The sequence below is a fragment of the Gilliamella sp. B14384G12 genome (assembly GCF_016101825.1).
GTDB classification, from domain to species: Bacteria; Pseudomonadota; Gammaproteobacteria; order Enterobacterales; family Orbaceae; genus Gilliamella; species Gilliamella apicola_N.
In genome coordinates this window covers 60974-74338 of sequence record NZ_JACFPU010000007.1, presented here as the reverse complement: position 1 = coordinate 74338, position 13365 = coordinate 60974, and the positions used below count along the sequence as shown (strand labels likewise).

Genomic DNA, 13365 nt, shown 5'->3' with positions numbered 1-13365 from the left:
CATTAATCATGTGTAGGAGAGTATGACCTTAGGATTTACTATGATCCTTCTCTCCCCAGCATATTAATCAATTTTAGGCTGAAAAAATGAATAGCGAATTACAGTTACCGCCCTTTGTTTATCGAATATTACCTTGGATTGCCGCATTTGCATTTTTTATGCAATCACTTGATACCTCAATTTTAAATACTGCTCTGCCAACGATGGCTAAAGACCTTAATGAATCACCATTGAACATGCAATCAGCAGTAATATGTTATGCGCTAACATTGGCATTATTTATTCCTGTAAGTGGTTTTTTATCGGATAAATTCGGCACACGAAATATTTTTGTGATGGCCGTATCACTTTTTACCTTAGGATCATTGCTTTGTGCTTTATCCAATTCATTAGTTTTTTTAGATATATCAAGGGTGATTCAAGGTATTGGTGGATCAATGATGGTACCTGTTTCACGCTTGGTTTTGATTAAAGCATTCAAACGTAATGAGTTCCTAGCAGCGTTAAACACAGCAACAATTCCGGGGTTAATCGGCCCAGTACTAGGACCAGTTTTAGGTGGCTACCTTGTTGATATGGTAAGTTGGCACTGGATCTTTTTTATTAATTTACCAATTGGTATTATTGGGGTAATGATTAGCTTAAGATATATGCCGAACATAAAAGGCGAACATATGCCTTTTGATTCATTTGGATTTATATTTATCGTTATTACTTTTATTAGTGCAACCCTTAGTGTTGAATGTTTAAATCAAGGTCAACAATATTATTTACCTCTGGCTCTCGCTGTCATTAGCCTTGCTTTTTTATTTATTTATCGCAGCTATGCGAAAAAGAAACAAGCCCCCTTATTTCCACTCTCTTTATTTGATATAAGAACATTTAAAATAGGAATTATTGGTAATTTAGTTTGTCGATTAGGTATTTCTGGTGTGCCCTTTCTTATTCCTTTATTTCTACAAGTTGGATTCGGTTATTCGGCAATTTTCGCTGGAATGATGCTAATGCCAATGGCAATTGCATCAATTTGTACAAGGTTCTTTATTACTCGGATTCTTGGTCGTTTAGGCTATCGTTTCGTGCTAATAGCAAATACCATTTTGGCAGGAATTTTAATCCTTTTAATGTCGTTATTAAACTTAACTACCCCACTTTTGATATTAGGGATTTTGCTATTTTGTATTGGTGGCGTCAATTCAATGCAATTTACTTCAATGAACAGTATAACGTTAGCAAATTTACAAGGAGAAAGCACAAGTAGTGGCAATAGTTTAATGGCCGTCAATCAACAGTTGGCGATCAGTTTTGGTACTGGTTTTGGTGCTTTATTGGTAAGATTATTTGGTTACACAACAACGACTATTCACGCTTTTCAACTAACCTTTGTTATACTGGGTATTGTAACCATGCTATCAAGCATGATTTTTGCTCAATTGAAAAAACAAGATGGTGAGAATTTAACGGCTCGGCATTAAGCGACAAGGAGATAACAATTATGTTTCAATATCAAATCATTCCAGTAACGGATTTTCAAGAAAACTGCAGTATTATTTGGTGTGATGAAACAAATGAGGCTGCCTTTATTGATCCCGGTGGAGAGCCAGAATTACTCAAAAAAGCAGTTGAAAAACTGGGGGTTAATATTAAAAAAATTTTATTAACACATGGACATTTAGATCATGTTGGTGTAGCTGCTGAATTAGCTAAACACTATGATGTCAAAATCATTGGTCCTAGCCAAGAAGATGAGTTCTTATTTACTGCCTTACCACAACAATCGATGCAATTTGGTTTTCCTTATACCGAAAGTTTTTTACCTGATCGTTGGTTAAAAGAGAACGATAAAATTCAGATTGGCAATATCTCGCTTGATGTCCTATTTTGCCCTGGTCACACTCCTGGACATATTGTATTTATCAATGTAAAAGATAAAATTGCTTTTGTTGGGGATGTACTTTTCAAAAACAGTATTGGACGAACAGACTTTCCTCGTGGGAATCATGCCGATCTCATCTCATCAATTACCCATAAACTATTTCCTCTTGGCGATGACTTTATATTTGTTCCTGGTCATGGTCCAATGTCAAGTTTTGGAAATGAACGAATGACCAATCCTTTCTTAGTTTAATTAAAATGTTGAAAACAATAATGTAAACTCTTTTATTTCAAAATAGTTTACATTATAAATTTTTGTATTATTATGGCACTACTGTTTATTTTTTAATGGTAGAAAATAATGAAACAACAATTAACAACATATTACCCTACATTCATTAACACGCTGTTCAATTTATCATCTTGGCAACGCAAATTATGTACAACCACCAGTGCAGCACTATTGCTAGGCCTTGCGGCGAATATCAGCATTCCCACATACCCAGTACCTTTTAGCTTACAATCTTTAGGTGTTTTACTGATTGGTGCTTGTCTAGGTCGTAAACTAGGTGCATTAGCGATTCTTCAATATCTGTTTTTAGGTGCGCTCGGTTTACCAATGTTTGCTAATGGTAGTGGTGGATTTATGGCGCTAGTATCACCTTCTGCTGGTTACCTATATGGGTATGCATTCAGTGCTTATATCGCCGGATTTGCTGCCGAAAAAGGTTATGATCGTCGTTTTCTTTTAGGATTAATCGCCTTTGCTTGCGCTCATCAATTAATCTTTGTATTTGGTGTAACTTATTTAATGGGTTATTTTCATATTTCACTTACCGAAGCATTACAAGTGGGTTATTTACCTTTCGTTGGTGTTGATGCGCTCAAGTTTATCATTGCGACTTGTGTTATGTTTTCATTATGGCGTTATCACGCGAAAAAACATCAATAAAAATGCAAGTTGGCGATATCATTTTTCAATCTCAGAATGAGGAAAGCGAATTTAGTAAGGCAATTACTCATTCTGGTTCTTTGCCTAGTTCAAACGATATAATTAATCAAATAAGCCATGTCGGCTTATATATCGGCAATGATCTGGTTATTGAGGCGACCCAAAAGCATGGAGTAATCAAGCAACCACTTAAATCTTTTTTAGGCTCCGCCCAATATAATGTGGTTGCAACGATTAGCGATAACGTTGTTATTAAAAATGCATTAATTCGTGTTCAAGACTGTTTAGGATTGCCCTATAACCACAGTTTTCGTTCAGATGCTAAAGGGTTTTACTGTAGTCAACTTATTACTTATGCTTTTAAGTATGAATCAGGTAAAAACTATTTTAAACTCTATCCTATGAATTTTAAGAATTTAACCACTGGCCAGATTCTCCCCTATTGGATCAATTATTATCGAGAATTAAAACAACCGATCCCTCAAGGAGAGCTCGGCTCACATCCACAACAGTTATTAAGACAAAAAGAACTATTTAAGACAATCCTGACACTCAAATAATATTAAATAACAATAATAAGTTAAAAATTGAACAAAAAAGAAATTTCAGATAATTAACTATTGACATAACGCCATTAAATCTATAATATGCGCGCTACATTTCGGTTCCTCCATAGTTCAGTCGGTAGAACGGCGGACTGTTAATCCGTATGTCACAGGTTCAAGTCCTGTTGGAGGAGCCAACTTCTCACATCATTTTATCTACCATAAAAATGCCAAATTTCAATTATCACTTACTATTATTCTAACTTTTCATTATTAATAAATTTCTTAAAAATCATAAATAAATAAAAATTACTTACTCCATACCATAATTAAATTTATTCAATATGTTAAAAAATAAAATTATCAATCACGCTTTTTTGTTATCTTAAATGAATACAGTGATTGGGAAAGAACGTGTCTTTCAACCTTCTTGAACAAAAATGCTCGTTAGCTTATAAAAATAACTTCTAAGTTGACGTTAAAAAATAGATGGATCTCGATAATTTATGTTTTTATCAGTTTTGTGCTCAATATGGCAATCTTTTTATTTAATCTAATCCAAATACTTTTATTCAGATCACAGAGCAAATCTTAGATATAACCATTACATTTTACGAAGGAAAGCGCAATAGTTATCATTGGCATACAGTAAACGATCATCGGCTCCTGAAATATTTTTTGAACCTTTATCTAAATCCCCTATCCAGCCTAATATTTGTGGGCGATATTGTGATGGCATTATTATTCCTAATTATTCCTTTTTCTTTTTCTTTATTTTTATTTCTTGAGTAATCTAGTTATTGCACATGATATTTTTGCTTAATCTCAGTAAGGTGTTCGGGCGACAGGGCGTTAAACGCTTCAACCATCCATTCTGGCCAGCCTTGATCTTGGATGATATCCTTTTTAAAAAGTGTTTCTTGCTCCCATGTATATTTTCCGTCATTTAAACTGATTAGATCGTTAAAGCACATAAAATTATTGACCCATCCCCAGACTTGATAACTACCAATACCATAACGCAGTGGATCTAATAGCACATGGTCAATAGTTTTATGTGTGCCCGGCTCACACACCATTAAAATAGTGGTATTGAGTGAATAGGTGGAAAAGTTATGCACCACAATCCCATGTAAATCGGCCCAATCATACTCTTTTATTCGTTTTTTATTAGGCTGTAAAAAATGAATGGGATTTTTAAACGAAGTAAAATTAAAGAAATAACTTTCATTAATATACACTTTATTAGTTTTACGATTAAAGATTATTGGACATCCTCGACGTGTAAAAAGATTTTGATATAGTTCAGGAATCATTAGATATAAAACTAAAATAAAACAAAATAAAAATGTTAATAATAAAAAGTAAACTGTTTTACTATTACAACTTGAAAGCGCATAACTTAACGAGGGTATTAAAAAAATACTTGCAATTGTACAAATAAAACTTATACAAAAATAAAAAACCTGATCAGAAGATGTTTTGCGAAGAAAAGCACAATAATTATCGTTAGCATACAGTAAACGATCATCGGCACCTGAAATATTTTTTGACCCTTTATCTAAATCCCCTATCCAACCTAATATTTGTGGACGATATTGTGATGGCATTGTTGCTCCTAATTATTCCTTTTGCTTTGTTTTTATTTCTTCAGCAATCTAGTTATTGTACATGATATTTTTGCTTAATCTCAGTAAGGTGTTCGGGCGACAGGGCGTTAAACGCTTCCACCATCCATTCCGGCCAACCTTGATCTTGGATGATATCCTTTTTAAAAGGTGTTTCTTGCTCCCATGTATATTTTCCGTCATTTAAACTGATTAGATCGTTAAAGCACATAAAATTATTGACCCATCCCCAGACCTGATAACTACCAATACCATAACGCAGTGGATCTAATAGCACATGGTCAATAGTTTTATGCGTGCCCGGCTCACACACCATTAAAATAGTAGTATTGAGTGAATAGGTGGAAAAGTTATGCACCACAACCCCATGTAAATCGGTCCAATCATACTCTTTTATTCGTTTTTTATTAGGCTGTAAAAAATGAATCGGATTTTTAAACGAAGTAAAATTAAAGAAATAACTTTCATTAATATACACTTTATTGGTTTTACGATTAAAGATTATTGGACTACCTTTTCGTGTAAAAAGATTTTGGTAAATTTCAGGAATAGATAAATATAATCCAACAAAAGAAGCAATTAACATAACAATAAAAGTGATAAATATTAAAGTGTTTTCATCAGAATCTAAATCTAAATCTAAAATTATAGTTATAGATAAATAAATTAAAGGTATTGAAAGAATAAAAGCAATAGTAAAAATACATAAATAAAATACCTGATCAGATGATGTTTTACGAAGAAAAGCGCAATAGTTATCGTTAGCATACAGTAAACGATCATCGGCTCCTGAAATATTTTTTGAGCCTTTATCTAAATCCCCTATCCAACCTAATAATTGTGGGCGATATTGTGATGGCATTGTTATTCCTAATTTTTCCTTTTGCTTTGTTTTTATTTCTTGAGCAATCTAGTTATTGCACATGATATTTTTGCTTAATCTCAGTAAGGTGTTCGGGCGACAGGGCGTTAAACGCTTCAACCATCCATTCTGGCCAGCCTTGATCTTGGATGATATCCTTTTTAAAAAGTGTTTCTTGCTCCCATGTATATTTTCCGTCGTTTAAACTAATTAGATCGTTAAAGCACATAAAATTATTGACCCATCCCCACACCTGATAACTACCAATACCATTACGCAGTGGATCTAATAGCACATGGTCAATAGTTTTATGCGTACCCGGCTCACACACCATTAAAATAGTAGTATTGAGTGAATAGGTGGAAAAGTTATGCACCACAACCCCATGTAAATCGGTCCAATCATACTCTTTTATTCGTTTTTTATTAGGCTTTAAAAAATGAATCGGATTTTTAAACGAAGTAAAATTAAAGAAATAACTTTCATTAATATACACTTTATTGGTTTTACGATTAAAGATTATTGGGCATCCTCGACGTGTAAAAAGATTTTGATAAATTTCGGGTATGGATATATATATAGCAAGAAAGCAAGCAATTTGTGCGATAATAATAATAAGTGACATTAAACTTTCATTTTTATATAGTAAATCAGATAGTAATGAAAAAATTAAATAAATTGTCGGTATTAATCCAATAAAAACTATAGTAAAAATGCATAAATAAAATACCTGATCAGAAGATGTTTTGCGAAGGAAAGCGCAATAGTTATCGTTAGCATACAGTAAACGATCATCGGCACCTGAAATATTTTTTGAGCCTTTATCTAAATCCCCTATCCAGCCTAATATTTGTGGACGATATTGTGATGGCATTGTTGCTCCTTTTCGTTAATTAATTTTGTTAGACTTTTTGGTAATAATTAATGGGACTGCTTCACGGTTATTATATTCAATGATTATATGGTATTTTTTAATACTATTAGCACCAATTGTGCCTGCAATCCATTTGTTAATAATTAACCCATCACTGTCAATACTATCACCCTGTTTAACCATAACATTTTTAATATCACTAAATTTTGGTTTGCTTTCGATCACTTTTGTTCCATTCTCTAGAGTTTGCGTTAATTGAAATTCAGCTGGCTCATCGATATAACGCTCCCCAGTTGAGGAAGGAAACTTGCTTATCAATGACGGCAGTTCATATTTATTGAAAAACATTTTTTTATCGGTGCAAATATATTTGTCGGTTTCAGAACCATTTTTAATCTCTAAAACTTCAATACCGCTGGTTGTTACGCGGTATTTTAAATCGATATATTTATCGGTTATCACACTGGATTGGTTATCAAGATGTTCCCAGTTATAAAGATATAAACGAATGGAAGCCGTTAGCACTTCGTTAGAATTAGCTTTAGCAAAATCGGGAATATCCACATAAAAATAGATATGTTGCTGCAACATATTGGCAGAATCACCAATTGACACAACAGGGGCACCATTATAAAGTGGTTTCTTACGAATAAAGGTTTGAATGCCATAGATCATAACAGTATAGTCATTGAGTGCTAAACCAAAACCACTGTGTGAATAGCGATCTTCTTCATGATAAGCGTCATAGTCTAAATATTTTAGCTCTGCTTGTTTGCCAAAATAGCAACGATTTAGCCAATGCTGAATAGGCGTGTATTTATCATATTTTTTACTAAACATAATAGCAACAGCACCTGCAATCATAAAAATAGCACCAACAATAATGGTTAATAATGTCCCTGCTAATGCTATGATACAACCAAACACAGTAAGAACCACCCCAACAACCCTTGATTTAATATATTGTTTATCCTCCATATCCACCATATCAAACGAACTTTTTAACTCACCAATGGCTTCAAGAACGGTGATTACTGCTGTTACTCTGGAAACTGTTTTATTAATTAGAGTATTTAATTTTAATTGACTACGAATGGCTTGCTTATTGGTATTAATAGCATTTTCTAATTGCTTATTGAGTTTAATATTTTGATATTGACTGGTTAAATCAATACTCATTAAAGCTAGTGATACCACATCTTTTATTAGTTGTACTTTTACTTTTTGTTCGCCACTGCCCTCTTTAGCAACTCCCCACTCTTTGAGAGTGTCTTTTATATTCATCAAAGTGACAACACATGATATTGCATCCACTGCCAGATTAATGGCAAATGTTATTTTTCCAATTTTGATTTCGCTATTAACGCCTTCTAACTCAATTTTATTAATGACAGTTTCTAAATCAATTTTATTTTTGTTTGAAAGATCTCCTATCTTTTCTATTTTTTGGTTGATTTTTGTGGTTTTATTGCTAGTATTTTTGCTACTACCTTGATTTATTTTTTCATTGATTGACGTTTTATTTTTGGTTGCATTCTCAAGCTGTGCTTGAAGATTTTTTTGTTTATAAATTAGCTTAAAATAGTCTTTATACGCACTTTCAATAAATTTTTTTAATTCGTATGGTTTTAATATCCCATTGGTTTTCTTAATAAACTCGACAAATAAACTTCTTGTTACTTTGTCTGGAAAACAGAGCGTAAATTTGGCTTTTCTGGTTTTAGTTGTACCTGTTTTGGTTACCTTTTCATCAATGTCAAAATTTTGCAAAAATTCCTGTTCGTGTGGATGATAAAGACCTCGATTAAAAAAACCTCGCTGCATTTGAGTAATTAAATTTTGGATTTTAGCGATATTCTCAGGTTTTATCTGTATATTAATTTCAACGGGCATCGCCCCGATTCTGGCTAGTTGATCAAAAGCGTTAAGTCGCATCCACTGTGATTTTATAGGTATATGTAATTGGTCTTTAATTAGTACAGCCTGCTTTTTAAGAGCGGTATGATTTAATAAATCATTTCTATTAGCGCTCTGGCCTAAGTTTGACACATTTGATTGAGCCATTTCTGACATTTGTTGATTAACCTTTTCAAGCTCTTTATTTAATGTTTGAATTTCAGCATTGTACTTTCTTTTTGCCTTTATCAATTCTTGAATTTCAGTTTGATTATGGACTGGAATACTCTTTTTTTTGCTTTCCAGTTGTTCTATTTTTTGCTGATTGATTTTAATTTCAGCTTCTAACTGTGCTTTATTCTGTTCTAATATATATTGTTTTCTTTTTAGTGCTTCTTTGTTTACTTCTTCAATTACTTTATTTACAACAGGTGTAAAATTCAATACATTTGATATTATATCGTTAGGTTTGAGCAGTCGATTATCCGTCAGTTCAACATACACTTCTTCATCACGATCAATACCTTTAGGATTATTATAGTCAATAATGTAATAGATACTTTCTGGATTGCTAAGCAGCTCATCCCACAAGGCGCTATCATTGGCAAATTTTATTTCTGAATGGGTTGAATCTAATAGTATTTGCGTAACTTCTGTTACATGCGCCATCAAGGCTGTTTCAACCGAAAAATCAAATTCACGTTGCCAAAAATGGACTAGGTTAAAACTGCTTGGTTTTGCTTCACCATAGTCCGATATAAACTCTTGCTTACCAAACAACCAGCGGACATAAGTATAATAATCTTGTGACCATTCTCGACAATAATTAACGACTTCGTTATAAGCTGACTCTAATTCGCTAGTAAAATTCTGAATTGTATCTTGATTAACACAATCATCAAAATCGTCTAATGCTTGCTTTTTGTCTGACGATAGTCTGCCTATTCTAGCTCGCATTCCTTCTGATACGGAAATACCGTTATAGACATGATGATCATTACCAGAATTTACAAATTTTTCAATCTCTTCCTCTGCTTTAGCAATTTCACGATCATAAGACGTTACAATTGACTGACGGTACTGAGTCATCAATTCAAATATCATCCGTTTTTTTAACATTCCAGCTTCATAATATTTAAAGCGTTGTTGCAAATATGGATTGATTGTTTTGAGCATATTTTTGGCGCGTTGTTCATAAATTTTGGTTTCTTTATCGATGTCATCCAAATTATCAATACTTTCTTCAGCAAGTTTTAATTCGTCATCGGTCAGCGGTTTTTCATTGAATATATGCAAATGCAAAAGCCGCTGAGAGTTTAGCTCTTCAGCAATACCAAAGGTATCTTCCACAACGACACCACATGAGGAATCTGATAATTGATTGACATGGTAGGCAAATAAACGTTTTTGATTATAAAGACTGACAAATGGATGTGCCGATTTGAAGTTTGTCAAAGGGTCTTTTTTTATTCTAAATTCAAGTACGTTACTGACACTTTCGGTATCATCCGCTTTACCAAAAATATCCGCAAAAGGTACTGCTCGATTGTTAGTTGCTTGATCGGGATCATCTTTCAATTTGGTTATATCAATATGGGTAAAACGAGACAGTGCCAGTTTGTCTTGTTCTTTAATATATTGATTAATTGTTTCGCTAGACCAAGGTTGTGATACATACGCTACCCATGCATTGGTATAGACTCGATCATCTAAATTAATAAATGAAGCTGGAATGGAGTGACAGGCATTGTAACACGCTTTTGATAATGGTCTTGGTTCTGTACCACTTAAACTATAAGCATCTTTTAAACGTAATGCACCATCAATACACTCATAAGCTTCAAGCATTCGTGTATTAATATCATCCCCTTTTTGTTGCATCACATAAACATAACCATTGCGCAGGGTACGCAAAATATAGCCATAATCTTTTAACTGTTCGTCAGGCATGCGATTTTTAAAGTTTATTTTTTGTGCATAATTAGCTAACGATTGATAATCAAGATCACTTTTTGCGCCTTCAAATGGAGCTAATTTAATTACCGCCTGACGCAGTAAAAACACCGGAATCCCTTTCCGCTCACATACAGGACATTTACCAGCCGCTTGTTTTTTATTTTGATTGGCGGTATTTATTTCTTTTTGCATGTTGGCTATTCCTTATTATTTTATTATTTTATTGTTTTATTTATCTAATTTACTTAATGTTTGTACTTTCAATAATAATATTGGCATTATTAACTTGTGTTGATAGTGTTCCAGGTGTTTTTTTAGCAAGCTCAGTTAGCATTAAAACTTTTGGATTTTGGGTAAAGGCTTGATGGTACCTTAAGCCACAAATTCCCCAAAATAAGATATCACCAGCATCAACTAAACCTAATTGCTTGGCTTGCTCAACCAATTGTGTCGCCTCAGTGATAACATCTTTTGATAATGGTAAAGATTGTTGCTCTTCAAATTGTAATCGGTTATTTGCCCAAGCATTAACCAAAGTACGGATTATTCGAATATTTTTAATAGGCAGATTGTCATCAACATCCCAACTCGTTTCTGGTATAGTTTCTTTATTAGCAGTAAATTGAATAAATTTACCATTATGAATTGAAGGATAATAATAGTTGTAAATTTGAGAAAATTGCGCTTTTAACCACGCTTTACTTTGATTTGAACCCACTTCATCTAAAAATTGCATTCGAAAAGGCTCAAAAAATGGGTAATACGATCCTTTTAAAGTTCGACCAATTGAATTACCGATATTGATTAATTGTTTTGCCAACGCTGACGGTTTTTGGTCACTAACCAGATAAGCACAGATATAACGTTGTGACCAAAAACGCTCTAATGTGGCTTGTCGGCTAATGTCATCAATAATGACATCATCGGTCAATATACTTGGCTCTGCCAATTGAATCAATGTCGGGCAAACACTCGGATCGTAATCTAGATCAGTACGTAATACTGTTGTTAGTTTTTTCTCACCAAAAGCTTTATTTTCGCCAAATTGTTGAGTTAGTTTTTCAAGTGATAACGGATTTGCCCAATGAAGTACAACCCTATTATCAATTAAAAGATAACGATATCGTCTAAAATTATCGTACCGATTTAGTTCATTGAACATTTTTAACCTTTTTTCGTACAGCGTTTATCATTAATTTCACTCATTTTTAGTAAAATAGTTCTTTTTGGTTAACACTCGTTTTTCATCGTATTACATTTTAAGTAGACATTATCGATGATTCTCAACTCAATGACGTTTTCGTTGATTTTAATAAATCAATCATTTATATCTAACCTTGGGTTGACCGATAATTTTTTGTAGCTGAAAGTGGAAATAATTGAATAATCGCAAGATTGATTTAATTGTTCGTCTATTGCAACTAGAAAAATAGAAATTAATCTATTGGTTATAATATCAATTTCAAGCGAATCACGGTTTTTTAAAACCGTTTTAGAAAGTGCGTTAACACTGGCTGATGTTGTTTTTAAAAAAGATGTTTCCATTACTTCCTTACATATCCTAACAAGCTAAATTTTATTTATTATTTTTTAAAATGAAATATTTCCAATATTAACTTTAATATAAGTACATTTTGTATAAAGGATATAATTTATTTGTATGATTTTCAATCTGTTATTATATTTTTTTTAACTTAATTATGTGTGTTTTTTTATCAAGTTATAGTTAAATAACCATTATTAGCATGATTAAAATTACTCTGTTAGCAAGCTAAATAATGGATACAAAATGTCAATTAACTGTAACACTTATTCATTTAATTTTAATGCTAAAAATTAGCATTTATTTAAAATAATGTGATTAAAGATGACGATAATGGTATTAATTGAATTTATCATTGCAAATGATAATTATTGAAATACAAATATTTTGTTTTTACAACTGTTATTGCTTAATATATTGTTGAGTATTTTTGAGATAATTAATACTGAGTTTATTGTCAATTAATATAATAATTTTAATACATTAGGAATTAGGAACCGATGCATATACATTTTATAGTCCACGAAGAATTTGAAGCACCAGGTGCTTATGAGCAATGGGCGAAAATACATCAACATACTATTAGTTATTCGCGGGTTTATCTTGGTGAAGCACTACCTGATAATATCAATCACATTGACTTTTTAATTATCATGGGTGGGCCGCAATCACCAGCAACGACGAAGCAAGAATGTGCACATTTTGATTCATTAGCTGAACAAGCAGTCATTTTGTCAGCCATTGAAGCAGGGAAAGTCGTTATCGGTGTTTGCTTAGGTTCACAATTGATTGGTGAGGCATTAGGTGCGACTCATGAACACAGCCCAGAAAAAGAAATTGGCAAATTCCCAATTACATTAACCGAAGTTGGAAAACATCACTCTTTATTTACGCATTTTGGTGATGAATTAGCGGTAGGTCATTGGCACAATGATATGCCGGGATTAACAAAAGATGCACAAATACTTGCGTATAGTGAAGGCTGTCCGCGGCAAATTATTGCTTATGGTAAATTGGTTTATGGTTTTCAGTGTCATTTAGAATTAACACATAAAGTCATTGAAAAACTCATTTCTCATTCGTTAAACGATCTGAATCAAGCTGCAAATTATCGTTTTGTTGATACGCCCGATATGTTACGAAAACATGATTATAGCCAAATGAATTTAAAGCTTTTTGTTTTTCTTGATAAGTTAAGCATTAATTATTTATCACTTATAAAAAAATAATCAAT

General features: G+C 32.8%; 12 protein-coding genes and 1 tRNA gene. 6 read left to right on the top strand and 7 right to left on the bottom strand.

Annotation, left to right across the window (positions count from 1 at the left end):
* Positions 1–86: 86 nt before the first annotated feature.
* From H3S73_RS08620 to H3S73_RS08600, 5 genes are all read left to right on the top strand, one after another.
* A complete protein-coding gene (locus H3S73_RS08620; RefSeq protein ID WP_198236395.1) occupies positions 87–1475 on the top strand; it encodes an MFS transporter in 1389 nt (462 codons plus the stop codon).
* A gap of 20 nt (positions 1476–1495) precedes the next feature.
* Positions 1496–2128, top strand: a complete 633-nt coding sequence (locus H3S73_RS08615; protein ID WP_086326247.1) for an MBL fold metallo-hydrolase — start codon at positions 1496–1498, stop codon at positions 2126–2128.
* Between the two features lie 108 nt (positions 2129–2236).
* Positions 2237–2827: a biotin transporter BioY gene (locus H3S73_RS08610; protein ID WP_086326248.1), complete on the top strand. Its 591-nt coding sequence runs from the start codon at positions 2237–2239 to the stop codon at positions 2825–2827.
* A complete protein-coding gene (locus H3S73_RS08605) occupies positions 2797–3387 on the top strand; it encodes a YiiX/YebB-like N1pC/P60 family cysteine hydrolase (protein WP_144092090.1) in 591 nt (196 codons plus the stop codon). Before H3S73_RS08610 ends, H3S73_RS08605 begins: the two co-directional genes overlap by 31 nt.
* A gap of 106 nt (positions 3388–3493) precedes the next feature.
* A tRNA-Asn gene (locus tag H3S73_RS08600) sits at positions 3494–3569 on the top strand.
* Positions 3570–3976: 407 nt separating this feature from the next.
* Here H3S73_RS08600 and H3S73_RS13855 read toward each other — a convergent pair.
* From H3S73_RS13855 to H3S73_RS08570, 7 genes are all read right to left on the bottom strand, one after another.
* Positions 3977–4111, bottom strand: coding sequence for a hypothetical protein (locus tag H3S73_RS13855; protein WP_255519009.1), 135 nt, complete (start codon positions 4109–4111; stop codon positions 3977–3979).
* A 58-nt stretch (positions 4112–4169) separates the two neighbouring features.
* Positions 4170–4982, bottom strand: coding sequence for a DUF6708 domain-containing protein (locus H3S73_RS08595; RefSeq protein WP_198236394.1), 813 nt, complete (start codon positions 4980–4982; stop codon positions 4170–4172).
* A gap of 52 nt (positions 4983–5034) precedes the next feature.
* Entirely contained in the window at positions 5035–5862 is an 828-nt protein-coding gene (locus H3S73_RS08590) for a DUF6708 domain-containing protein (RefSeq protein WP_198236393.1), read from the bottom strand.
* 52 nt (positions 5863–5914) lie between these two features.
* A complete protein-coding gene (locus H3S73_RS08585) occupies positions 5915–6736 on the bottom strand; it encodes a DUF6708 domain-containing protein (RefSeq protein ID WP_198236392.1) in 822 nt (273 codons plus the stop codon).
* 15 nt (positions 6737–6751) lie between these two features.
* Complete coding sequence (locus H3S73_RS08580) at positions 6752–10780, bottom strand: toxin VasX (RefSeq protein ID WP_198236391.1); 4029 nt, start codon at positions 10778–10780, stop codon at positions 6752–6754.
* 49 nt (positions 10781–10829) lie between these two features.
* Positions 10830–11750, bottom strand: a complete 921-nt coding sequence (locus tag H3S73_RS08575; RefSeq protein ID WP_198236390.1) for a hypothetical protein — start codon at positions 11748–11750, stop codon at positions 10830–10832.
* Between the two features lie 155 nt (positions 11751–11905).
* Positions 11906–12133: a hypothetical protein gene (locus tag H3S73_RS08570; protein ID WP_198236389.1), complete on the bottom strand. Its 228-nt coding sequence runs from the start codon at positions 12131–12133 to the stop codon at positions 11906–11908.
* A gap of 498 nt (positions 12134–12631) precedes the next feature.
* Here H3S73_RS08570 and H3S73_RS08565 point away from each other — a divergent pair, with 498 nt between their 5' ends.
* Positions 12632–13360, top strand: a complete 729-nt coding sequence (locus H3S73_RS08565; protein WP_198236388.1) for a type 1 glutamine amidotransferase — start codon at positions 12632–12634, stop codon at positions 13358–13360.
* Positions 13361–13365: the final 5 nt, after the last annotated feature.

What these genes read in the sequence shown, in the direction of transcription:
- H3S73_RS08620 (WP_198236395.1), top strand. Translation starts at nt 87, where the DNA reads ATGAATAGCGAATTACAGTTACCGCCCTTTGTTTATCGAATATTACCT.
- H3S73_RS08615 (WP_086326247.1), top strand. Translation starts at nt 1,496, where the DNA reads ATGTTTCAATATCAAATCATTCCAGTAACGGATTTTCAAGAAAACTGC.
- H3S73_RS08610 (WP_086326248.1), top strand. Translation starts at nt 2,237, where the DNA reads ATGAAACAACAATTAACAACATATTACCCTACATTCATTAACACGCTG.
- H3S73_RS08605 (WP_144092090.1), top strand. Translation starts at nt 2,797, where the DNA reads ATGGCGTTATCACGCGAAAAAACATCAATAAAAATGCAAGTTGGCGAT.
- H3S73_RS13855 (WP_255519009.1), bottom strand. Translation starts at nt 4,111, where the DNA reads ATGCCATCACAATATCGCCCACAAATATTAGGCTGGATAGGGGATTTA.
- H3S73_RS08595 (WP_198236394.1), bottom strand. Translation starts at nt 4,982, where the DNA reads ATGCCATCACAATATCGTCCACAAATATTAGGTTGGATAGGGGATTTA.
- H3S73_RS08590 (WP_198236393.1), bottom strand. Translation starts at nt 5,862, where the DNA reads ATGCCATCACAATATCGCCCACAATTATTAGGTTGGATAGGGGATTTA.
- H3S73_RS08585 (WP_198236392.1), bottom strand. Translation starts at nt 6,736, where the DNA reads ATGCCATCACAATATCGTCCACAAATATTAGGCTGGATAGGGGATTTA.
- H3S73_RS08580 (WP_198236391.1), bottom strand. Translation starts at nt 10,780, where the DNA reads ATGCAAAAAGAAATAAATACCGCCAATCAAAATAAAAAACAAGCGGCT.
- H3S73_RS08575 (WP_198236390.1), bottom strand. Translation starts at nt 11,750, where the DNA reads ATGTTCAATGAACTAAATCGGTACGATAATTTTAGACGATATCGTTAT.
- H3S73_RS08570 (WP_198236389.1), bottom strand. Translation starts at nt 12,133, where the DNA reads ATGGAAACATCTTTTTTAAAAACAACATCAGCCAGTGTTAACGCACTT.
- H3S73_RS08565 (WP_198236388.1), top strand. Translation starts at nt 12,632, where the DNA reads ATGCATATACATTTTATAGTCCACGAAGAATTTGAAGCACCAGGTGCT.